Origin of the sequence: Alloalcanivorax dieselolei B5 (assembly GCF_000300005.1) — a bacterium.
Taxonomy (GTDB): Bacteria; Pseudomonadota; Gammaproteobacteria; order Pseudomonadales; family Alcanivoracaceae; genus Alloalcanivorax; species Alloalcanivorax dieselolei.
Genome location: NC_018691.1, coordinates 1605431 through 1628224 on the forward strand (window position 1 = coordinate 1605431; position 22794 = coordinate 1628224).

Sequence of the window (22794 nt, forward strand, 5' to 3'; positions counted from 1 at the left end):
TGAAAGCGGCGCCGCCGCGAGGCGGTGATTCATTGATCGACTGGATGAGAATAATGAAGATTGGTAAGGAAACGGTTCCAAGAACCGCCATTTGTACTTCGAACCAGGACACCATCGTGGTGCGCGGCCTGGACCTTTGTCAGGACGCCATCGGCAAACTGTCCTTCACCGATTATTTTTATCTGCTACTCACCGGTCACCAGGCGACGCCGGCTGCCCGGGCGGTGCTGGATGCCACCCTGGTGGCCATCGCCGAGCACGGCCTGGTGCCCAGTGTGCAGGCGGCGCGTATGACCTATGCAGCGGCCCCGGAGGCAGTTCAAGGCGCGGTGGCGGCTGGTTTGCTTGGCTGCGGATCGGTGATCTTGGGGGCGGCCCAGCAGGCCGGTGAACTGTTCGACGCTATCGAACGGCGCACTCAGGAGCAGAGCGAGGAACTGGACCGCGCGGCTCACGTGGTGGTAGCGGAGTACCGTACTGCCAAACGCGCCATCCCCGGTTATGGACACCCGCTGCACAAGGCTCGCGACCCGCGCGTGGAAGCGTTGTTCAAGACCTCGAGGGAAGCCGGTGCTGGGCAGCGTTATGTGGACATCGCCGAAGCGGTGGAGCGGGTGATTCCGGCTGTGATGGGCAAAGACCTGCGCCTGAACGTGTCGGCGGCGATTCCGGCGGTGCTGCTGGGCGCGGATTTTCCTCTTAAGGCCCTGCGCGGCGTGCCGATCCTGGCGCGTAGCGCCGGCTTGATCGCCCATTTGTTTGAAGAGATGAACCATTCCATTGGATTCGCCCTGTCTTATCAGGCCGCCCGGAATGTGGAGTATCAGGGGGAAGTCCCCGCCGGCTTTCGGGAGCAACGGTCATGATCAAGGTTCTCGAAGGCGTTCGGGTGATTGAGCAGGGTACGTTTATCACAGGTCCGAATGCGGGCATGTTGCTGGCCGACCTCGGCGCGGAGGTGATCAAGGTGGAGAAGCCCGGCAGCGGTGACCCGTTCCGGGCTTTCAAAGGCGGCCTTTATAGCCCCCATTTCCAGACCTACAACCGAAACAAACGCAGCGTCACACTCGATACCAGGGAGCCGGAGGATCTGGCGTTGTTCGACCGCCTGATCGTCGACGCGGACGTTTATATCCAAAATTTCCGCCCTGGCACCGCTGAGCGCTTGGGTGCCGGCGAGGAGCGACTACGCGAAATCAACCCGAAGCTGATCTATTGTTCCATCAGTGGCTTTGGCCAGGACGGGCCCGCCGCCGGTCGCCCGGCCTATGACACCGTAGCCCAGGCCGCCAGCGGTTTCCTGGGATTGCTGATCAATCCGGAGAACCCTCGGGTGGTCGGCCCGGCCATGGCCGATGCATTGACCGGTTTCTATGCGGCCTACGGCATTCTCGGCGCGCTCCATGAGCGCCATCGCACCGGCCGCGGTCGGGCGGTGGATGTGTCCATGCTGGAGGCCATGTGCCATTTCAATCTGGACGCCTTCACCCATTACTTCGCCGAGGGTGAGGTAATGACACCGTACAGCCGGCCAAGCGTGTCCCAGTCCTATGTGCTGGAGTGCGGCGATGGCAAATGGATTGCGCTGCACATGTCGTCACCGGAGAAATTCTGGCAGGGCCTGGCCAACGCCATCGATCAGCCGGATCTGTTACGCGATGACCGTTTCTGCAGCCGGGAGAAGCGAATCGATAATCAGCAACTGCTCATCGACTTGCTTGGGGCGCGTTTCAAACAGCGGGATAGGGAGGCTTGGTGTCGACGCCTGGAAGAGGAAGATGTGCCCTATGCGCCCATGTACGACAGCAGTGAGGCGTTGAGGGACCCTCAGGCGCGTCACCTGAAACTGGAAGTGAGCGCCCCCCACCCCGCTGGCGGTGAATGGCGCACGGTGCGCTCACCAGTGAGTTTCGATCATCAGCCGCCGCTGACAGTAAGCGCTCCGCCGGAGTTGGGGGATTACAATGAAGCGTTGCGCTCCTTGGTCCAGACTCGCCTGCTGGAATAAGACCACTCGGCTGGCAGGGCGGCCGCGACAATATGCCACATTCCCTTCTGCCCCCGTACCGCTAGGCTTGCGTGCCAAAGTGTCCGCGTTCGCCTGGAGGTTTTCTTGTCGCTGCCGTTCCCCGTCTTTCCACGTTATGCCCTGTCCGGTTGTTTGTTCTGCGCGGCCCTGTGGCCGGGAGCGGCCTGGTCTCAGCAGCAGCCCCATGTATTGGAGTCGGTGGAAGTGGGCGCGGACATCGAGGCCCAGCCCCGGCCGACCACCACCGCCGGACGGCTGAGCCTGGAACCCCGGGAGGTTCCGGCCACCGTTAACCGCGTGGACCGCGAGGACATCGAACAACAGGGCCTGCGCAACCTGATCGAGTTGTATCGCAGCGCGCCGGGCGTCAGTGCCGGCAACATTCCCGGTTCGCCGGCCACCGCCGTGATGCGCGGCCTCACCGACGTGGGTTATCTGTTCGATGGCGTGCGGGTGGCGGATCCGGGCATGGTGGCGCGCAACCTGGACACCTGGAACCTGGAGCGGGCGGAGATTCTCAAAGGGCCCGCCTCGGTGCTGCACGGCACTGGCGCCCTCGCCGGCAGCATCAATCTGGTGCCGCGCAAGGCCAGCCTGGCAGGGGACAGCCGCGAAGGGATGATTTCCTATGGCAGCAATGACACCGTGCGTCTGGGTGTCGGCGGCAACAAAATGGTGAGCGACCGGTTGGCGTTGCGCGCCGATCTCAGCCACGGCGAGAGCAACGGCTACATCGACGACACCTCGTCCCGCACCAACGCCCTGACCACCAGCCTGTTGTTCCAGGCCACCGAACGGCTCACCCTCAGCGCCGCCTTCGATGTCTACCAGGACCGTTACACCACCCCTTATCAGGGTGCGCCGTTGCTGCCGGCCTCGGTGGCACGGGATCCCAGTGACGTGGTGTCCGGCGGTGATCTGGTACTGGACGAATCGATCCGCGACAACAACTACAACGTTCGTGACGGTGCCATGACCGCCGACAGCCAGTGGCTGCGCACCAAGGTGGACTATGAACTGACGCCCGACTGGCGGCTGGTCAACGAATTGGGCCTGTACAACGCCAACCGCGACTGGGCCAATTCCGAGGATTTCACCTATAACGATGGCACGGGACTGATGGATCGTGGCACCACCCGCATCAACCACCATCACCGCTTCGCCTCCGAGCGGGCCTACGCCGCCTATGACGGTTACTGGGGCGAGCGTCGCCATCGCTTCACCGCCGGCGTGGAATACCAGTACACCGACTTCGACACCCGCCGCCGCTTCGGCACCACCACGGCGGTGGACCCGTTCAACCCGGACCGGGGCTATCTGCCGCCCAACTCGCCGGCGAACTACACCTCTTCCCGGGTTGACTACGACAGCACTGTCTCCGGCCGCGCCCTGTTTGTGGAGGACGCTCTCAACCTGACGCCGCGCTGGCTGATGGTGGCGGGTTTGCGCTACGAGTACCTGGATCTGGACCGGGGCATCGATGATCTCGACGCCGGCAGCCGCGAGACTTTCGGCCAGACCTTCGAGGATCTGTCCTGGCGGCTTGGCACTGTTTACGACCTGACCAACACCACGCAGGTGTTCCTGCAGTACAACCGGGCCTCGGCTCCGGTGGGCGGGCTGTTGCTGAGCAACGCCACCAATGCCCGTTTCGATCTGACCACCGGCCGCTCCATGGAAGCCGGGGTCCGCGGCCAGTTGTGGGATAACCGTTTGACGCTGATGACCTCGGTGTACCGCATTCGTCAGGACGACATCATCACCCGTGACCCCAACAATGCCGGCCTCTCGATCCAGGGCGGCAGCCTGGAATCCAAGGGCGTGGAAGTGGATCTGACCCTGCGCCCGCACCCGCGCTGGTGGCTGAACCTGAACGGTGCCTTCAACGACGCCGAGTACACCCGCATGACCAGCAGCAGCGGCGCCGACCAATCCGGCAACCGGCTCACCAACGTGCCGGAGAAAACCTGGAATCTGAGCAGCGCCTACACCTTCGCTCCGTTGCCGGTCACCGTCGGCGGCGCGGTACGCTACACCGGCGACTTCTTCACCGGCACCGCCAACCAATACCGGGTGGCCAGCCGCACTTTGCTGGACGCCTGGGTCGGCTACCCGCTGGCCGGCGGCACCCTGACCCTGCGCGGGCGCAACCTCACCGACGAGTTCTACGCCGAGTGGTCCGGCTACAGCCCCACCCAGGTGTATATCGGTGAACCGCGCACCGTGGAACTGGGCTGGACCGGCCGCTTCTGATGGCGCGCAACGGGTACGCCACGGTGTGGCGCTGGCACTTCTACGCGGGGCTGTTCACGGCCCCGTTTCTGCTGATCCTGGCGATCACCGGCGCCCTTTATCTGTTCAACGATGAACTCAACGACCTGATTTATCCGCAACTGCGTTTCGCCCCCAGCGGCGACGCCGTGCTGCCCGCCGGCGATCTGGTGGCGGCGGTGCGCGAGGCTTATCCGCGTGACACCGTCACCCGTATCGACATGCCGGTGAACCCCGGCCGCACCGCCATGGTGTTCGTGACGCCGGAGCAGGGCGAGCCGCTGCGTGTGTTCGTTGATCCGGGGGACGGGACGATTCTGGGTGACGTCATTTATGCCCGCACTTTGGCGGGCTTCGCCGATGTCATGCACGGCTCGTTGCTATTGGGGCGCGGCGGTGACGCGCTGGTAGAACTGGCCGCCAGTTGGGCGTTGGTACTGGTGATCACCGGGCTGTATTTGTGGTGGCCGCGCGGACGCCGGAGCAGGTCGTTTACGTTTGACCGGCGCACCCGGGGCCGCAAACGCTGGCGGGAAATTCACCGGCTGGTGGGCGTGTACACGGCGGTGATGATCGTGTTCCTGATCATCACCGGTCTGCCCTGGGCGTCGTTCTGGGGCGACCGCGTGCTGAGCCCGGTGAGCAACGCCCTGGGGCTGGGTTACCCGCCGCAGCTGCGCCATCACGGCGGCGGCGAAGCATCCGCCGAGCCTGTTAAAACCATGGTGGATACGCTGGGTGACGCGCCCTGGGCGCTGCAACAAGCGCCGCTGCCGCATGGCCACCATCATCACGGCGAGCACGGTGGTAAGCTGGATACTTCGGCGGTGGCGATCAACCGTGTCCATGACATTCTTGCCGGGCAGGGGTTGCCTTACGGCTATCGGCTGTCGATTCCCTCTGACGCGGGGGAACCCTACAGCGCCTATACCTACCCGGACCGCCCCCAGGGCCAGCGTACCCTGCACGTGGACAGCGGCGGCCACCGGTTGCTGGTGAACGTGGGCTTCGACGATTACGGCGCCATCGCCAAGGCGGTGGAACTGGGCGTGGCGCTGCACATGGGCAACTACTTCGGCCGCGCCAATCAGATCGTCATGTTGCTCACCTGCGTCGCCATTGTCGCGCTGGTGATCACCGGCGTGGTGATGTGGTGGCGCCGGCGGCCGGCCGGTGGCCTCGGCGCGCCGGACTCGCCGCCGATCCGCAAACGCTATTGGCTGGCGATCACGCTGACGCTGCTGGCGCTGTTGCCGCTGGCGGGACTCAGCCTGTTGCTGGTGCTGGCATTGGAGAAAGGGATGATGGCGCGGCGCCGGTCAGTGGCCGGCTAACCGGTCCTCCTTGCGGACGTGGACCAGCAGGGCGTCGAAAGCGACCTTGAGCGCCTTGAAGTCCCGATAGTCCGTCACCGGCTGATGCGAAAACCAGTGCGCCTCCTGCCGTTCCCATAGGCGGCTGTCCGGCCAGACACGAAGTTCACAGGCATCGCCGATCACCACCAGATAGAAATCGCGCTGCCCGTCGGTGAAGGATATGTGTCGTGGAATGTAGGCCTCTACATCGCAGGGCAGGGTGTAATGCAATGCCTCGCTACGCCACATGATGTTGCCCATGGGCGCCTTCACCGAGCAGCCGAAGGAGTTGTGGTGGTTGTGGAGCACGCGGTTGATGTCGTCCAGGGGAAACGCTTCCCTGGTCCTGGCCTGCCGTGGCCGTTCCAGCAGCCGGTCGATCCAGTCCTGTTTTTCTCCGTTCCCGGACAAGCCGCCGCACAGGCGTTCCTCGCGGTAATAGATGTTCATCGTGGCGCTGCTCCCCTGGCCGGGTGTCCTGGCTTCCGTCTAAACACGGGGGCAACTTATAAGGGCCGGGAAAGATTGTCCACGGACGTCGCGGTTCGTGGATCATTGCTGCGCCACGATTCGCTGCCAAGGCAGCTTCCCACGGAGGGTGGCTGCGGAGCCGCTGTGGGAAGCTGCCTTGGCAGCGAATAAAACCCCTGGCAGTGTGACCCGGGCCGGCCGCTGTGCCATAATCCACGCCGCTTTTCTCTTTCCTCTCCATTCGCTCTTCGATCCGGAATCCGACCTTGCTGACCACCGCCAATATCACCATGCAGTTTGGTGCCAAGCCGCTGTTTGAGAACGTCTCCGTCAAATTTGGTGACGGCAACCGCTATGGACTGATCGGCGCCAACGGCTCCGGCAAGTCCACCTTCATGAAGATCCTCGGCCGTGATCTGGAGCCGTCCGCCGGCAATGTGTCCAAGGACCCCAACGAGCGCATCGGCAAGCTGCGCCAGGACCAGTTCGCCTACGAGCAGTACTCGGTGGTGGACACGGTGATCATGGGCCACGAGGAACTGTGGAAGGTCAAGGAGGAGCGCGACGCCATCTACTCGAAAGACGAGATGAGCGAAGAGGACGGCATCCGCGCCGGTGAACTGGAAGCGGAATTCGCCGAGCTGGACGGCTACACCGCCGAGTCCCGCGCCGGCGACCTGCTGCTCGGTGTCGGTATTCCGGTGGAGCAGCATTTCGGCCCCATGAGCGAAGTGGCGCCGGGCTGGAAACTGCGCGTGCTGCTGGCCCAGGTATTGTTCTCCGACCCGGACATCATGTTGCTGGACGAGCCCACCAACAACCTGGACATCAACACCATCCGCTGGCTGGAAGACGTGCTCAACCAGCGCCAGTGCACCATGATCATCATTTCCCACGACCGCCACTTCCTCAACAGCGTGTGCACGCACATGGCGGACCTGGACTACGGTGAGCTGCGTGTCTACCCGGGCAACTACGACGAGTACATGACCGCCGCCACCCAGGCGCTGGAACGCAAGCGCGCGGACAACGCCAAGAAGAAGGCGCAGATCGCCGACCTGCAGCAGTTCGTCAGCCGCTTCTCCGCCAACGCCTCCAAATCCAAGCAGGCGACCTCGCGGGCCAAACAGATCGACAAGATCAAACTGGAGGAGATCAAACCCTCCAGCCGTCAGAACCCGTACATCGTGTTCGAGCAGGAGAAAAAGCTGTTCCGCAACGCGCTGGAAGTGAAGAGCCTGGCGAAAAGCTTCGACGAGGAATTGTTCTCCGGACTGGATCTGCGTGTGGAAGTGGGCGAACGCATCGCCATTATCGGCCCCAACGGCGTCGGTAAATCCACCTTGCTGCGCTGCCTGGTCGGCGACCTGGAACCCAGCGCCGGCGAAGTGAAATGGTCGGAAAACGCCACCCTGGGCTATTACGCCCAGGATCACGCCGCCGACTTCGAGGAAAAACTGAACCTGTTCGACTGGATGGCCCAATGGGGCAAACCCAGCGACGACGAGCAGGTGATTCGCGGCACCCTGGGCCGGCTGCTGTTCTCCTCCAGCGAGATCAACAAAACCGTGGACGTGATTTCCGGTGGCGAGCAGGGCCGCATGCTGTTCGGCAAGATCATGCTGCAACGGCCCAACATCCTGCTGCTCGACGAACCCACCAACCACCTGGACATGGAGTCCATCGAGTCGCTCAACCTGGCGCTGGAAAACTACCCCGGCACCTTGCTGTTCGTCAGCCACGACCGCGAGTTCGTCTCCTCCCTGGCCACCCGCATCATCGAACTGACGCCCACCGGCATCGTCGACTTCCACGGCAACTACGAGGACTACCTGCGCAGCCAGGGCGTGGTCTGATCCAGCCATGCAATGCGCAGGTACCTCATTCGCTGCCAAGGCAGCTTCCCACAGACCGGACTACGTAGCCGCTGTGGGAAGCTGCTTAAGCAGCGAATAGCGAGTTACTTGGTATCTCCAAGACCAGTGGGCTGGCGACAGCGCCCTCAAACCACATCCACCAGCACCACCTCGCTGTCCGCCTCGGCGCTGACCGTCAGCCGGGTTTCGTCGTCGATGGCGAGACCATCCCCGGCTTCCGCCAACACACCGTTGACGCGCACCCGGCCCTTGGCCGGCACCAGATAGGCCTTGCGCCCCGGCGCCAGCTCGTAGACCGCCTCCTGACCGTCATTCAGCGTCGCCGCCACCACCCGGGCGTCGGCCTGGATCGGCAGCGCTCCGTCTGCCGCCGGATCACCGCTGGCCAGGATCACGAACCCGCCGGCCCGGTCACCCTTGGGAAACGGCTTGCTGCCCCAGGTGGGCGGCAGGCCCGTGGCGTTCGGGATGATCCAGATCTGGAAGATGCGTGTCTCGGTCTCCTCCAGGTTGTACTCGCTGTGGGTGATCCCGGTGCCCGCGGACATCACCTGCACATCGCCGGCCTCGGTGCGGCCCTTGTTGCCCAGGCTGTCCTGGTGGGTAATCGCGCCTTCGCGGACGTAGGTAATGATCTCCATGTCCCGGTGCGAATGCGGCGGGAAGCCGGTCTGCGGGGCGATGGTGTCATCGTTCCACACCCGCAGTTCGCCCCAGTGCAGACGCTCCGGATCATAATAGTTGGCGAAGGAAAAATGGTGCTTGGTATCCAGCCAGCCGTGCCGGGCACCGCCCAGTTCATTAAAGGGTCGCAGTCTGATCATAATGTCTTCCTTATGTTCTCCTACTAGGGCCCAGGCATCGGTGCCTGACCGTTCGATGGCATCACTTTAGAATCGGACGGACTGATGAAAAACAGAGAAAAGTGACGACATTGAATCGGATTATTCGATGGTTTGCTCCGGCGTGCGGCCAGTGTCGAAATGGCCGGCCGGCAGCCGACTAACCGGCATTCAGAGATCAAAAAAGGAGAACACCCATGTCCGGCAACACTGTTCGTCTGCACCGCGTCCTGCGCGGCACCCCCGACCGCGTCTACCGCGCCTTCATCGACCCGGACGCCATGGTCAAATGGCTGCCGCCCCATGGCTTCACCGGTAAGGTTTACGACATGGACGCCCGCGAGGGTGGCGGCTACCGCATGACCTTCACCAACTTCACCACCGGCAAGAGCCACGCCTTCGGCGGCCGCTTCGTGGAACTCAAACCCAATGAACTGATCCGCTACACCGACCAGTTCGAGGATCCCAACCTGCCCGGGCAAATGCAGGTCACCGTCACCCTCAAGCAAGTGCTGTGCGGCACCGAAGTGCACATCACCCAGGAAGGCGTCCCCGAAGCCATCCCGCTGGAATTCTGCTACCAGGGCTGGCAGGAATCCCTGATCCAACTGGCGCAACTGGTGGACCCGGAAATCCCGGACGAGGGGTAAGCCCGAACTCCGCCCTCCGTCAATGTACCGTCTATCTGTTTCCCCCTGTAGGAGCCAGCCCTGCTGGCGAATTTTTCTCTCCTGAGAGCCCTGATTCGCCAGCAGGGCTGGCTCCCACAGCTTCATACCAACCAGCCCCGCCGTAACTCAGCCCCGAACACCCCCCCATGCCCGCCCTCCCACCGGATGTGGTAGCGTTCGTGAAGCGCCCGCTCACAGGAGGCCCCATGCCCGACGCACAGCTCCCACCCAACGCAAAAGAATGGCTGCAGGCCTTCATCGGCGGCTTCATCGCCACGTTGTTGTTCCATCAGGGCATCGTCGCCTTGTTCTGGCTGGCCGGCCTGATCCCGGCGGCGCCCTGGAATATGAGCCCGGTGCCGCCGTTCGGCATTCCCAAAGTCCTGTCCCTGGCGTTCTGGGGTGGTGTTTGGGGGCCTCCGATATGGTGGCTGATCCGCCGCTGGCAGGGCCTGCGTCATTGGCTTGGCGCCCTGATCGCCGGCGCCATCGGCCCCACCCTGGTGGCCATGTTGGTGGTGTTTCCCCTGAAAGGCCTGGACGTCAGCGCCAACACGGTGGTGGGCGGCCTGATCGTCAACGGCGCCTGGGGGTTGGGGCTGGCGGTGTGGATGCGGCTTGTGTTCACTCGAAAAATGGTTTGAGAAAAAGAGTTTTTGCGGCGAAAATCGCCGCAAATTATTTGACTTTCAAACTTCAAGGGACAAAATGGTTTGGTGTTCTTCAAATTTGCGTCGATTTTCGCCGTAAATAGGGATGAGGGTAAACCATGAGTCTGTCTTCCCCCTCGGAATGGGCCGCCAGCCTGCCCATGGGCCAGGTGGCCACCCGCCAGTGGCTGCAGGCCCGTGGGGCGTCCCGCCATGCCCTGGACAATGCGCTGAAATCCGGACGTCTGATCGCGCCGGCCCGCGGCCTGCTGGCGCGTCCGGGCCTGCCGGTGACCTGGGAAGGCGTGGTCGCCTCGCTGGACCGGATGATGCCGCACCCGGTCTATGTGGGCGGGCTGTCCGCGCTGGAACGGTCGGGGCTCGGCCATTACGTGACCATGGCTTCCCGGGTTCACCTGTATTCACCCGGGCCGACGCCGGCCTGGCTGGCACGGCTGCCGGTCGGGGTGGACTGGGTGTGGCACGTCACCACGCGGCTGTGGGACCAACAGGCCCTGCAAGACAGCGGCAGCGTTCGCGAACAGCGCACGCCTACCGTGGAGGGCTGGCCCATGGCCTCCCCGGAACAGGCGTTCCTGGAAGTGCTGGCGGACGTCCCCGAGAGCGTCAGCTTCGAACACGCGGATAATCTGATGCGCGGCCTGAGTGCCTTGTCGCCACGCCGGCTGAATACCTTATTGCACGCCTGCCGCCACGTGCGGGTAAAACGTCTTTTCTTCTTCTTCGCCGATCGCCATCCCTATCCCTGGCGCAAACGCCTGGACCCGGCGGACTACGACCTGGGCTCGGGAAAACGCAGCGTGGTTAGAGGAGGGCGGCTGGACCGCGCTTACCTGATCACCGTTCCGGAAGCCTTCCATGGACAGGAATAACCCCTACTACCGGCAAGTGGCGCTGCTGCTGCAAGTGCTGCCCTTTGTGTTCCGGGAATCCTGCTTCGCCCTCAAGGGCGGCACCGCCATCAATCTGTTCGTGCGCGACCTGCCACGCCTGTCCGTGGACATCGACCTGGTCTACCTGCCGGACGGTGACAGAGAGCAGGCGCTGCCGGCCATTCACCAGGCCCTAGACCGCATCGCCGACGACCTGGAACAGGGGCTGGCCGCCACCGTGACCGCAGCTACCGGCACAAAATCGACTCGCTGCATCTCACCGTGGAACGGAACAACACCGCCATCAAAGTGGAACTGTCCCCGGTGATGCGAGGCACGGTTTTCCCCGTCGTGAACCGCGAAGTGGTGGCGACCGTGGAGGACGAATTCGGCTTCGCCGAAGTCCCGGTGGTGGCGCTGGCGGACCTCTACGCCGGCAAACTCTGCGCCGCCTTCGACCGCCAGCATCCAAGAGACCTGTTCGATGTCATGCTGCTGCTTGAGAACGAGGGCATCGCCGATCAACTGCGCAAAGCGTTTCTGGTCTATCTGATCAGCCACCCCCGCCCGATGGACGAACTGCTGCAACCGCATTGGCGGCCCATGCGCGACGTCTTCGCCGGCGAGTTCAGCGGCATGACACTGCGCCCGGTCACCCTGGAGGAATTAAGAAAAGCCGGAACCCAGGCCTTGAACCAGCTCCTTGCGCAACTGACCGACCCGGAAAAACGCTTTCTCTGCAGTCTCTACCAAGGACCTCCGGATTGGGCGGCGCTGGGCATCAGCGGCATCGAGAACCTGCCGGCGGTGCAATGGAAGTTGCGCAATATCGAAAAGATGACGCAAGAGAAGCGGCGCAGCGCGCTGATGGCGTTGCGGCGTGTGCTTTCGATGGGGGATGTCGGGTAGGTAAATTTCTATCAAGTCTGAGGCGGTTTGGAAGGAGGGGACTTGACGAGACCCATTTTGGGGATGATAGTACCCAAAATGGGTCTTAAAGAGGCATGCAATGGCTCTGACACTGGGCGATGCCCTGTTTACCAAAACACAGCAGCGCGTGCTGGGCCTTTTCTTCAGCGTGCCCGACGCGCGCTTCTACACCAACGACATCCTGCGCCGGCTCGAAATGGGGCGGGGCACCGTGTTGCGTGAACTCGATAAACTGGCCCAGGCGGGCATCCTGTCGCGGACCCGCGAAGGCAATCAAAACTACTATCAGGCCAACACGGACTCTCCGGTGTACCCGGAGTTACTGGCGATTGTCCGTAAAACCTTCGGTGTTGCCGAGGTATTGCGCGGAGCTTTGCAACCGATTGAAGATCGGCTGGTGCTGGCGTTCGTATATGGATCGCTGGCCAAAGGGACGGAAGATAAGAACAGTGATATTGATCTGATGCTGGTGGGGCAGGGTCTGGCCTATAGCGAGGTTATGAACTGCCTGCTGCCACTGGAGTCTGAACTGATGCGACCGGTCAATCCCTCCATCTATACACCGGAGGAGTTGAATCAGAAGCGGGCGCAGGGGAACAGCTTTATAGAACGGGTTATGGAACAACCTAAATTATGGGTGAAGGGAAGCGATGATGACCTGGACGGCATTGGATAATCTGGTGAAAACCGGCGGCCTTAAACAGGAACCGCCCGACCAACAAGAATTCGATGGCATGGTGCAAGCCGCCCGGCGGCGCCTTCAGGATGCACATCTCAGTGGGTTGTCGGAGGAGGGCAAGTTCAGCTTTGCCTACGGCGCCGCCCATGCCTTGTCACTGGCCGCCTTGCGTTGGCACGGCTACCGCTCCGGCAATCGCTACCTGGTCTTTCAATGCCTGGAACATACCCTCGGGCTGGAAAGCAGCCAATGGCGACTGCTCGATCTGTGCCACAAGCGGCGGAACCAGGCGGAATATGAGGGGCATCTGGATATTTCATCGCAACTGATCGACGACCTGCTGGCGGTGACCGAAGAGGTGCTGGAACGGGTCGAGAAGTTGGGCGACATCAAGGAATGACCCGAGGGGCTGGAGTTCAACACCGTGGTGCTGGTGGGCCTGGGTGACTTGAGGGATGACGGGGAGAACCTGGATAATGAAGTGCTGCTGTTGTATGTGGGGATGACACGGGCGTGGCAGTAGCTCTTTCTGACGGGAGAGTGGAGAGAATCGATTTGGGGAGGTTTGCAAACATGGATAGTTTTCAAATGTGTTTAGGGGAGTAGAAAGAAGGGGGTGAAAGTGGTTCTGAGTGAGATTGAGGCTGGGTTCTCTATTTGGGGTAGGTTGCAAAGACTATGGAAAAAAGCGCGTCCAGAGAAACCTGTTCCAGATATTGTTGAAAAGTTTTTAATGGTATTTCAAATCCATGGGGTTTACGGAAATCAGATTCCGCGATTCTTCGGTCACGGTCTCAGTATTGCTGATATCCAGGTCAGAGAAAAACTACTGGAAAAAATAGACGATAGAATGCTGGATGACGTATGTGACTTGTTCGCAGTTCGTAGGGAGTGGTTTGATGGTGTATCAGACAAAATTTACCCGACTCACGATTTTTACAAAAACCCTAAAGGGTTTGGTTTATTGATCGAGAATATTATATCTAAAAATGCAGGAAACAGGCTTTCGGGCTGCCTTTTGGCTGTAGAAGATAGTAAATATCCAGATCCTGCATTACTTATCCTTCAAGAAGAGATCGGTGGTATTGGGGAGGTGCCGATCTATCGCTTTCACATATGTAACAACTGGTCATTTTCTTATTGGAGATCGAGGGCTGATCTGGTTGCTTGTATCGCGCAAGCTGAAAACAATGGCGTTTATATCCATGGCGTTTACCAGGATAGAGCATACATTAAGAGGCTAGGTGGAGGTTTGGAACTCCTGGGATGGAAGGATGAAGGTGTACATGGAATAAGAGGTAAAATTTGGTATCCAGAAGACATGCTTTATGATCCTGAACTTTATTTAAAAGATGTTGGCTCTTTTGATGGAGGGGCTGAGTTGGTATTGGCATTGGAGCGTTGGTTGAAATGGGCCGATTTGGGTCTGATGAAAACAGAAAATATACCAGATCCGTCTATTGATAGGTTTCAAGAAAAGCTGGAAGAGATTTGCCGATAATGAATTGGGAGGTGAGAGGCTATACTCTCATCACCGCCAGGTTTCATGCCTTATCTTAGGCTCCAAGTTCAGATCTGATGCCTTGGATATTTCGATTTCATATCTTGGGAGGGCGGCGGCATATGGTGGGTCAACTTAGTGAGGATGAGTCAGAGCTTCAGGAAGAGGCGATTGCCTACGCAAGAAAGAATAAGAAGAAGATTGGTCGTCGCCTAACGGACACTTCCCGTTTTGTGCCTGAAAAGTCCCCGGTGTCTGTGTTCATGGCGGGCTCTCCTGGGGCGGGGAAGACGGAAGCCTCCATCGAGTTGCTCGAAAGCGTTAAGGGCGAAGGTGGTGATATTCTGCGTATTGACCCTGACGAGCTTCGTTCCGAGTTGCCGGGTTATTCCGGTGGTAATTCCTGGCTCTTCCAGGGCGGAGTCTCGATTCTGGTTGAAAAAGTGATCGACTTGGCTCTGAAGCAACAACAGAGCTTCCTGCTGGATGGCACTTTGGCCAGATATGATGTCGCCAGGCGAAACGTTGAACGTTGTTTGAGAAAAGGCCGTTTCGTACAGATCCTGTATGTCTACCAGGAGCCCATACTGGCTTGGGATTTCGTTCAGGCGCGGGAGGCCAGGGAAGGTCGACGAATACTGCCGGAAGACTTTGCAGATCAATACTTTACGGCTCGTGAAGTGGTGAATCGGCTTAAGGATGAGTATCTCGATATCCGGGTGGATTTACTGTTGAAGAACCGAGATGGCTCCCACCGGTTTTACAAAGCCAACGTGGAGCGAGTTGACAATTATATTCCCGAGAAATACACTCGCGCGGACCTTGAGCGGATGCTCGGACTGGATTAGGGTGGAAACATGCTGAAGAAATCGCCCCCCGTCGTGGAATCGACCCCGTTTTCTGATTTCATCCGAAACGCCTCCTCCGCGGAGCGTAAACGGGTGTATGGCCGTGTGCTCAAACGGGCATCCGAACGGCAGAATCGCCTTGTAGGGGAAGCCAGCAAGGCAGGGTGATAAGCGTTCAGGTTTGTAGATAAAGAAAACCCCGGTGGATAACCGGGGTTTTTTTGTGACCACCGTCCATGGCGGCCACCCTTCGGGCCGTCACTCTCGTGACGTCAAAAATCGCTCCCGGCGATTTTTTGTTTCCAATCTCGTTCTTGGCAGGCAAGACCCGAAATACCTCGCCCTGAGAGGGCGAGGTATTCCCCCCAGAAAAGAGGGGGTCTCTAGAGTGGTTAGGACTTAAACCCGCTCAATCACCGTAGCAATCCCCTGACCCAAGCCAATGCACATGGTCGCCAGGCCAAGTTGGCCGTCTTTCCATTCCATGACGTTGAGTAGGGTGCCGGTGATGCGGGCACCGGAGCAGCCCAGGGGGTGGCCCAGGGCGATGGCGCCGCCGTTGAGGTTGACCTTCTCTTCGACTTTGTCGAGCAACTTCAGGTCCTTCAGTACCGGCAGGGATTGCGCGGCGAAGGCTTCGTTGAGTTCGACGTAGTCGATGTCGTCGATGGTCAGGCCGGCGCGGGCCAGGGCTTTCTGGGTGGCTGGTACCGGGCCGTAGCCCATGATGGCGGCGTCGCAGCCGGCCACGGCCATGCTGCGGATCTTGGCTCGCGGTTTCAGGCCCATGGCCTGGGCTTGTTCGGCGCTCATCACCAGCATGGCGGAGGCGCCGTCGGACAGTGCCGAGGAGGTGCCGGCGGTGACGGTGCCGCTGACCGGGTCGAACACCGGGCGCAGTTTGGCCATGTCCTCGATGCTGGCGCCGGGGCGGATCACTTCGTCGATTTCGCACAGCACTTTGTGGCCGTCGGCGTCGTGGCCTTCGATCGGCACGATTTCGTTTTTCCAGCGGCCTTGTTCGGTGGCTTCCCAGGCTTTCTGGTGGGAGCGCACGCCGAACTCGTCCTGCTGTTCACGGGTGATGCCGTGCATGCGGCCAAGCATTTCCGCGGTCAGGCCCATCATGTTGGAGGCCTTGGCGGTGACCTTGGACAGTTCCGGGTTGAGGTCGATGCCGTGGTCCATGGCCACATGGCCCATGTGCTCCACGCCGCCGATCACGAACACCTCGCCGTTGCCGGTCTGGATTGCCTGGGCCGCGCTGTGCAGCGCCTGCATGGAGGAGCCGCACAGGCGGTTCACGGTTTGCGCCGCGGTGGTGCGGGGCAGGCCGGCCAGCATGGCGATGTTGCGGGCGATGTTCATGCCCTGTTCCTTGGTCTGGTTCACACAGCCCCAGATCACGTCCTCGGTTTTGCTCAGGTCCCAGCCCGGGTTACGGGCTTGCAGCGCTTCCACCAGCAGGGCGGACAGCTTTTCCGCGCGAACGTGGCGGTACTGGCCGTTTCTGCTTTTCCCCATGGGGGTACGGACAGCGTCGACAATGACTACGTCTTTCGGATTCAAACTCATAAATAAATCTCCTCTGCCCGTGCCTTACGCGAAGAAGGACTCGCCCTTGGCGGCCTTGTCCTTGAGCATTTGCGGCGCTTCATAAAGGGCGCCCAGGTGTGCGTACTTGTCGCACAGGTCGGCGAATGCCTTGGTGCCGATGCTGTCGATGTAGCGCAGCGGCCCGCCACGGAACGGCGGGAAGCCGATGCCGTAGATCATCGCCATGTCCGCTTCGGCGGCGGAGCCGACGATGTTGTCTTCCAGGCAGCGGACGGTTTCGGTGCACATCGGGATCATCATGCGGGCGATGATCTCCTCGGCGTCGAATTCCTTGCGCTCGGCGGCGATCGGCTTGAGCAGCTCGTAGCTGCCTTCGTCGGCCACTTTCTTCGGTTTGCCCTTCTTGTCCTGCTCGTAACGGTAGAAGCCAATGCCGTTCTTCTGGCCGTAGCGCTCGTTCTCGAACATGACTTCGGTGGGGTCCTTGAAGTCGTGCTGCATGCGGTCCGGGAAGCCGTCCGCCATCACTTTGGCGGCGTGCACGCCGGTGTCGATGCCGACCACGTCGAGCAGGTAGGCCGGGCCCATGGGCCAGCCGAATTTCTGCATCACTTTATCCACTTGCTGGAAGTCGGCGCCGTCGCGTACCAGCATGCCGAAGCCGGCGAAGTACGGGAACAGCACGCGGTTCACCAGGAACCCGGGGCAGTCGTTGACGACGATCGGATTCTTGCCCATTTTCTGGGCGTAGGCGACCAGAGTGGCGATGGTTTCGTCGGAGGTCTTCTCACCGCGGATCACTTCCACCAGCGGCATCATGTGTACCGGGTTGAAGAAGTGCATGCCGCCGAAGTTTTCCGGTTTTTTCAGCGCTTCCGCCAGTTTGGTGATGGAGATGGTGGAGGTATTGGAGGCCAAAATAGTGCCGTCCGCCACTTTCTCTTCCACTTCCGCCAGCACGGCTTGTTTCACCTTGGTGTTTTCCACCACGGCTTCGACGATCACGTTGACGTTTTCAAAGTCGCCGTAGTTGAGGGTCGGGCGAATGGAGGAGAGCACCTTGCCCATTTTGGCGGCGTCCATCTTGCCTTTGGCGACACGCTTGGCGAGCAGCTTGGAGGCCTCGTTCATGCCCAGGTCCAGCGCCTTGTCGGCGATGTCCTTCATGATGATCGGGGTGCCTTTGAGGGCGGACTGGAAGGCGATGCCGCCGCCCATGATGCCGGCGCCCAGTACCGCGGCCTGCTGGATGTCCTTGGCGGTCTTGGCGACCTTGCCGTTGACCTTCTTCACTTGCTGGTCGGCCAGGAACAGGCCCACCAGGGCGGTGGCTTGCGGGGTCTTGGCCACTTTGGCGAAGCCTTGGGCTTCCACGTCCAGTGCTTCCTCGCGCTTCATGCCGGAGGCTTTCTGCATCACCTTCACGGCTTCCACCGGCGCCGGGTAGTTCTTGCCGGCCTGCTGCATGACCATGGCGGTGCAGGTCTGGAACGCCATCATGTTTTCCATCGGCGGCAGTGTCAGCGGCTCCAGTTTTTCCTGGCGCTTGGCGCGGAAGTCGATTTTGCCGGCCAGGCACTGCTTGACCAGATCGATGGCGGCGTTGTGCAGGTCGTCGTGCTTGACCACCGCGTCCACCACGCCGTCCTTCAGGGCTTTTTCCGGTCTCTGCTGGGCGCCGGTGGCGATCCACTCAACGGCGTTGTCCACGCCCACCAGACGCGGCATGCGCACAGTGCCGCCGAAGGCCGGGAAGATGCCCAGTTTCACTTCCGGCAGGCCGATCTGCGCCTGTTCGCTCATCACCCGGAAGTCGCACACCAGGCACATTTCCAGGCCGCCGCCCATGGCGAAGCCGTTGATCGCGACCACCTTGGGAATGTCCAGATCCTCGAAGGCGCTGAAGATGTTGTTGGCTTCACGGGACCATTTGGCGATCTCCGCTTCTTCCTGGGAGAACATTTCGGTGAATTCGGTGATGTCCGCGCCAACGATGAACACCTTCTTGCCGGAGGTGACGATCAGACCCTTGATCTGGTCACTGCCCTTGGTGGCGTCGATGGCTTTCTGGAAGTCTTCCAGGGTGGCCCGGTTGAACTTGTTGACGGACTCGCCCTGAAGGTCGAACTTCAGCTCGGCGATGCCGTCGTCAAGCAGTTGTACGCTTACGGCGTTGCCTTGATAGATCATAAGATTGCTCTCCAGTCCCAAAGTCCGCGGCGTGTCGCCGCATTTGGTGAGCCTGCTTCCGCCTCCGTGGAGGCCCGTGTGCCAGCACGTGAGTAAACACTCACATGAATGGCGAAACCGATTAAGGGGCGCCAAGTATAAGAAAGCGAAGGCGGTTTATTTAGCCTCTTTTGTGACTTTATGGTCGGCCACCGTGTTGTCATCGGTTCCACCAACGCCCTGGCCCTGTAAATGCATTGACCCAGTATACCCGTCGACCCTGTATACTCAGCCCCCGCTTCAAATTGATGAAAGGTTGTCCGCCGTGGTCCGTGCTTTCCCCACCATTCGCCGCCGTCATGTGGAAATCCCCGCCGGGCTGGCCGAGGTGCCGCCGTTGCTGGCACGAATCCTGGCGGCGCGGGGTATGAGCGGCGCCGAGGAGCTGGACCTGAGCCTGAACCGCCTGCCGCACCCGCGTCAATTCGGTGGTCTGGAGCAGGCGGTGGCGCTGCTGCTGCAAGCGCGGCGCGAGCATTGGCGGGTGTGCGTGGTGGGCGATTACGACGCCGACGGCGCCACCGCCACCGCCCTGATGGTAAAGGGCCTGCAACAGCTCGGCTTCGTCCGTCCCGACTATTTGGTGCCGGACCGCTTCGAGTACGGCTACGGCCTGTCGCCGGCCATTGTCGACCTGGCCCGGGAGCGTTACCAGCCGGATTTGTTGATCACCGTGGACAACGGCATCGCCAGCATCGATGGCGTGGCGGCGGCCCGGGCCGCCGGTCTGCGTGTGCTGATCACCGACCACCATTTGCCTGGCGACACGCTTCCCGACGCCGACGCCATTCTCAACCCCCGTCTCTGCGACGAGGGCTTTCCCGCCGCCAACCTGGCCGGTGTTGGCGTGGCCTTCTATGTGTTGATGGCGTTGCAGAGCGCGCTGGAATTGCGCGGCCGGGTGGTGGACCTGCTCGATCTGGTGGCGCTGGGCACGGTGGCGGATGTGGTGGTGCTGGACGGCGCCAACCGCATTCTGGTGGAGCAGGGGCTGCGCCGTCTGCGCGCCGGCCAGGGCTCACCGGGGGTGCGTGCGCTGCTGAGGGTGGCGGGCCGTGATCCCGCGCGAGTCGTGGCCGCCGATCTGGGCTTCGCCGCCGGGCCGCGCCTCAATGCCGCCGGGCGCCTCTCGGACATGAGCCACGGCATCGAGTGTCTGCTGGCGGAGAGCGACGCGGAGGCCGAGCGGCACGCCCAGGAGCTGGACACCATCAATCGAGAGCGGCGCGGCATTGAGCAGGGCATGCGCGAGGCCGCCATGGCCGAGGTGGCACGGCTCACCGGACCGACGCCGGCGGCGCTGTGCCTGCATGGTGACGACTGGCACGAAGGGGTGGTGGGCATTCTCGCCTCGCGGGTCAAGGAGGCGCTGAACCGGCCGGTGATCGCCTTTGCTCCGGCCCGGCAGCAGGGGCTGCTGAAGGGCTCCGGCCGTTCCATTCCCGGCCTGCATCTGCGCGATGTGCTGGACGCGGTGGCCACCGGCCATCCCGGTCTGCTGCAGAAGTTCGGCGGCCACGCCATGGCCGCCGGGTTGACCCTGGAACGCCGCTATCTGGCCGAGTTCACCGAGGCGTTCCAGGCGGCGGTGACGGCCCAGGCCGACGAGGATGTGTTTCTGGACGTTATCGACACCGATGGCGAGCTGGGCGAGGTGGATATCACTCTGGCCAACGCTGAACTGCTCAGCCACCGTTTCCCCTGGGGCCAGGGGTTCCCGCCGCCGCGTTTCGACGGGGTGTTCGAGGTGCTTAACCACCGGGTGGTGGGGGAGCGCCACCTCAAGCTGACCCTGGGGTTGCCGGACGTGGGCGCGGCGGTGGACGGTATTTTCTTCAACGCGCCGGTGGCGGACCTGCCCACCCGGATTCAGCGGGTGGAGGGCATCTACCGGCTGGAAGTGAATGAATTCCGCGGCCAGCGCAATCCGCAGCTGTTGTTTGAGTATTTGCAGGTGGTGTGAAAAGGCGCTTGCACGCAGCACGCTCGCACGCGAATGAGGAGGCGGCCATTGGCCGCGCCTTCAATAAAGGACAAGGCGTTGACTGAGAGAAAGAGGCCACAACGCTTTTCGCTGCGTGTTGCGTGTTGCGTGTTGCGTGTTGCGTGTTGCGTTTCAGGTGTCTCCCCCCGGGGACTTTGCTAGCATTGCTCTTCGCGCCTGACCGCGCCTTAACGATTGCGCGCCCCGCCGCCTTCGCGGCTTGGCGCTAACGCCGGCCCAAAAGGCCGGATTGACCATCCCCCGGCGGCTATCGCCATCCCGGGGAGCAGCGACCCTTAACGGAGGGGAGACATGAAAACAATTCACAAGCATCGCCTGGACATCTCGAGCCAGGTGCAGGAGCTGCGTTTGCCCGAGGACGGCACCGTTCTGCGGGTGGACTACGTGGCCCAGGAAGCCTTGATTTATATGTGGGTGGAAGTGGACGCCGACACCGTCATCGACACGCCGAAGGAAACCCGGCGCTTCAAGGTGTTCGCCACCGGCAGCGGCATTCCCGACAACGCCCGTTATATCGGCACCACCCTGGATACCCTCAAACCGGAGGCGTATCACGTTTTTGAGTTGAAGGATTAGACGACGCTTACACGCAACACGCAACACGCAACACGCAACACGCAACACGCAACACGCTGGCACGCAAAGACAGGAGCCCGGCTGATGGTAGGCATCATGGTGATTCACTTTCCCGGGTAATCCGGCCTTTCCAACAGGCCCCGGGGCCGGCAAGTATGGCGTGCCGGCGTGTTGCGTGTAAGCGTGCCCCTCGTCAGTCGCCCCACAAACCGCTAAAATCACCGCCTTTCCCCATTCATTTGAGACGATTCGAGTAGACGCCTTATGGAAGTCAATCCGCTGCGTACGCACCTTGCCGACCTGTCCGAGCGCGTGGAAGCGCTTAGGGGGTATCTTTGACTACGCTGTAAAAAGCGAGCGACTGGTCGAAGTAGAAAGGGAACTGGCCACCCCGGACGTGTGGAACGAGCCGGAGCGGGCCCAGGCCCTGGGCAAGGAGCGGGCGCAACTGGAGCTGGTGGTGAAGACCCTCGACGAGGCCGGTCAGGGCATCACCGACACCGGCGACCTGCTGGAACTGGCGGTGGAAGAGGGCGATGAAGACACCGTCCCGGAAGTGGAAGCGGACCTGGAGCGGCTCGAACGGCTGGTGGCGGATCTGGAATTCCGCCGCATGTTCTCCGGCGAAATGGACGCCAACAACGCCTACCTGGATATTCAGGCCGGATCCGGCGGCACCGAAGCCCAGGACTGGGCGGAGATGCTGCTGCGCATGTACCTGCGCTGGGGCGAGGCCCACGGCTTCAAGACCTCCCTGGAGGAAGCCTCCGCCGGTGACGTGGCCGGCATCAAGTCCGCCACGGTGCGTTTCGAAGGGCCCTACGCTTACGGCTGGCTGCGTACCGAAACCGGCGTCCATCGTCTGGTGCGCAAGAGTCCGTTCGACTCCGGTGGCCGCCGCCATACGTCGTTCACCTCGGTGTTCGTGGCGCCGGAAGTGGATGACAACATCGACATCGAGATCGACCCGGGCAAGCTGCGCACCGACACCTACCGCGCCTCCGGTGCCGGTGGTCAGCACGTTAACCGGACCGACTCCGCGGTACGTCTGACCTACGTGTTCACCGATCCGGATACCGGCCAGGAACACACCGTGGTCACCCAGTGCCAGTCCGAACGCAGCCAGCACCAGAACCGGGACAAGGCCACCAAGATGATGATGGCCAAGCTCTACGAACTGGAAATGCAGAAGCGCAACTCGGCCAAGCAGGCACAGGAAAACGCCAAGTCGGACATTGGCTGGGGCAGCCAGATCCGTTCCTACGTGCTGGACGACGGCCGCATCAAGGATCTGCGCACCAACGTGGAAAGCCACAATACCCAGCAGGTTCTGGACGGTGATCTGGACCGCTTTATCGAAGCGTCCCTTAAAAGCGGGTTGTAAAGAGAGACGCGGGCTGTAATACCAGG

19 protein-coding genes and 1 pseudogene are annotated in these 22794 nt (G+C 61.4%); 16 read left to right on the plus strand and 4 right to left on the minus strand.

The annotated features are described in order from the left end of the window. The first annotated feature begins 53 nt into the window (after positions 1–53). The 4 genes from B5T_RS07355 (at position 54) to B5T_RS07370 (ending at position 5634) form a co-directional block, all read left to right on the plus strand. The gene (locus tag B5T_RS07355) at positions 54–866 is read left to right on the plus strand and encodes a citryl-CoA lyase (RefSeq protein ID WP_041716931.1); all 813 of its coding nucleotides are present in this window, start codon (positions 54–56) and stop codon (positions 864–866) included. Beyond that, on the plus strand, positions 863–2008 hold the full coding sequence (locus B5T_RS07360; protein ID WP_014993858.1) for a CaiB/BaiF CoA transferase family protein: 1146 nt from the start codon (positions 863–865) through the stop codon (positions 2006–2008). Before B5T_RS07355 ends, B5T_RS07360 begins: the two co-directional genes overlap by 4 nt. Before the next feature lie 105 nt (positions 2009–2113). Beyond that, positions 2114–4282, plus strand: a complete 2169-nt coding sequence (locus B5T_RS07365; RefSeq protein WP_014993859.1) for a TonB-dependent receptor — start codon at positions 2114–2116, stop codon at positions 4280–4282. After that, complete coding sequence (locus B5T_RS07370; protein WP_014993860.1) at positions 4282–5634, plus strand: PepSY-associated TM helix domain-containing protein; 1353 nt, start codon at positions 4282–4284, stop codon at positions 5632–5634. Before B5T_RS07365 ends, B5T_RS07370 begins: the two co-directional genes overlap by 1 nt. On the opposite strand, the gene B5T_RS07375 is transcribed toward B5T_RS07370, so the two are convergent. After that, positions 5620–6105, minus strand: coding sequence for a hypothetical protein (locus B5T_RS07375; protein ID WP_014993861.1), 486 nt, complete (start codon positions 6103–6105; stop codon positions 5620–5622). The two genes, B5T_RS07370 and B5T_RS07375, sit on opposite strands and share 15 nt — an antisense overlap. A 287-nt stretch (positions 6106–6392) precedes the next feature. Here B5T_RS07375 and B5T_RS07380 point away from each other — a divergent pair, with 287 nt between their 5' ends. Beyond that, on the plus strand, positions 6393–7982 hold the full coding sequence (locus tag B5T_RS07380; RefSeq protein WP_014993862.1) for an ABC-F family ATPase: 1590 nt from the start codon (positions 6393–6395) through the stop codon (positions 7980–7982). Between the two features lie 146 nt (positions 7983–8128). On the opposite strand, the gene B5T_RS07385 is transcribed toward B5T_RS07380, so the two are convergent. Beyond that, positions 8129–8827: a pirin family protein gene (locus B5T_RS07385; protein WP_014993863.1), complete on the minus strand. Its 699-nt coding sequence runs from the start codon at positions 8825–8827 to the stop codon at positions 8129–8131. 215 nt (positions 8828–9042) lie between these two features. On the opposite strand from B5T_RS07385, the gene B5T_RS07390 reads away from it, so the two are divergent. The 8 genes and pseudogenes from B5T_RS07390 to B5T_RS07420 all read left to right on the plus strand — a co-directional run bounded on the left by B5T_RS07390 (position 9043) and on the right by B5T_RS07420 (position 15017). After that, positions 9043–9495: an SRPBCC family protein gene (locus tag B5T_RS07390; RefSeq protein ID WP_014993864.1), complete on the plus strand. Its 453-nt coding sequence runs from the start codon at positions 9043–9045 to the stop codon at positions 9493–9495. 227 nt (positions 9496–9722) lie between these two features. Next, positions 9723–10160, plus strand: a complete 438-nt coding sequence (locus B5T_RS07395; RefSeq protein ID WP_014993865.1) for a hypothetical protein — start codon at positions 9723–9725, stop codon at positions 10158–10160. 125 nt (positions 10161–10285) lie between these two features. Then, complete coding sequence (locus B5T_RS07400) at positions 10286–11059, plus strand: type IV toxin-antitoxin system AbiEi family antitoxin (protein ID WP_014993866.1); 774 nt, start codon at positions 10286–10288, stop codon at positions 11057–11059. Continuing rightward, a pseudogene (locus B5T_RS07405) lies at positions 11046–11968 on the plus strand (nucleotidyl transferase AbiEii/AbiGii toxin family protein). The gene B5T_RS07400 and the pseudogene B5T_RS07405 overlap by 14 nt, the downstream one beginning before the upstream one ends. A gap of 100 nt (positions 11969–12068) precedes the next feature. Continuing rightward, the gene (locus B5T_RS07410) at positions 12069–12665 is read left to right on the plus strand and encodes a nucleotidyltransferase domain-containing protein (protein WP_014993867.1); all 597 of its coding nucleotides are present in this window, start codon (positions 12069–12071) and stop codon (positions 12663–12665) included. Then, entirely contained in the window at positions 12640–13068 is a 429-nt protein-coding gene (locus B5T_RS07415; protein WP_229682930.1) for a hypothetical protein, read from the plus strand. The genes B5T_RS07410 and B5T_RS07415 overlap by 26 nt, the downstream gene beginning before the upstream one ends. A gap of 216 nt (positions 13069–13284) precedes the next feature. After that, the gene (locus tag B5T_RS23000; RefSeq protein WP_148279223.1) at positions 13285–14169 is read left to right on the plus strand and encodes a hypothetical protein; all 885 of its coding nucleotides are present in this window, start codon (positions 13285–13287) and stop codon (positions 14167–14169) included. Between the two features lie 122 nt (positions 14170–14291). Then, positions 14292–15017, plus strand: a complete 726-nt coding sequence (locus B5T_RS07420; RefSeq protein WP_014993870.1) for a zeta toxin family protein — start codon at positions 14292–14294, stop codon at positions 15015–15017. A gap of 399 nt (positions 15018–15416) precedes the next feature. Here the strand turns inward: B5T_RS07420 and fadA are convergent, their stop codons facing one another. Together fadA and fadB are read right to left on the minus strand one after the other, a co-directional pair. After that, positions 15417–16592: an acetyl-CoA C-acyltransferase FadA gene (fadA, locus tag B5T_RS07425; protein ID WP_014993871.1), complete on the minus strand. Its 1176-nt coding sequence runs from the start codon at positions 16590–16592 to the stop codon at positions 15417–15419. A gap of 24 nt (positions 16593–16616) precedes the next feature. Continuing rightward, positions 16617–18764, minus strand: coding sequence for a fatty acid oxidation complex subunit alpha FadB (fadB, locus tag B5T_RS07430; RefSeq protein ID WP_014993872.1), 2148 nt, complete (start codon positions 18762–18764; stop codon positions 16617–16619). Between the two features lie 304 nt (positions 18765–19068). Here fadB and recJ point away from each other — a divergent pair, with 304 nt between their 5' ends. The 3 genes from recJ (at position 19069) to prfB (ending at position 22768) form a co-directional block, all read left to right on the plus strand. Next, positions 19069–20766, plus strand: a complete 1698-nt coding sequence (gene recJ, locus B5T_RS07435; RefSeq protein WP_014993873.1) for a single-stranded-DNA-specific exonuclease RecJ — start codon at positions 19069–19071, stop codon at positions 20764–20766. A gap of 333 nt (positions 20767–21099) precedes the next feature. Further along, the gene (locus B5T_RS07440; RefSeq protein WP_014993874.1) at positions 21100–21384 is read left to right on the plus strand and encodes a DUF7352 domain-containing protein; all 285 of its coding nucleotides are present in this window, start codon (positions 21100–21102) and stop codon (positions 21382–21384) included. A gap of 264 nt (positions 21385–21648) precedes the next feature. Next, a protein-coding gene (prfB, locus tag B5T_RS23005; RefSeq protein ID WP_148279224.1) for a peptide chain release factor 2 occupies positions 21649–22768 on the plus strand; the annotation gives its coding sequence in 2 pieces (ribosomal slippage) (positions 21649–21720 and positions 21722–22768; 1119 coding nt in all). Positions 22769–22794 lie beyond the last annotated feature (26 nt).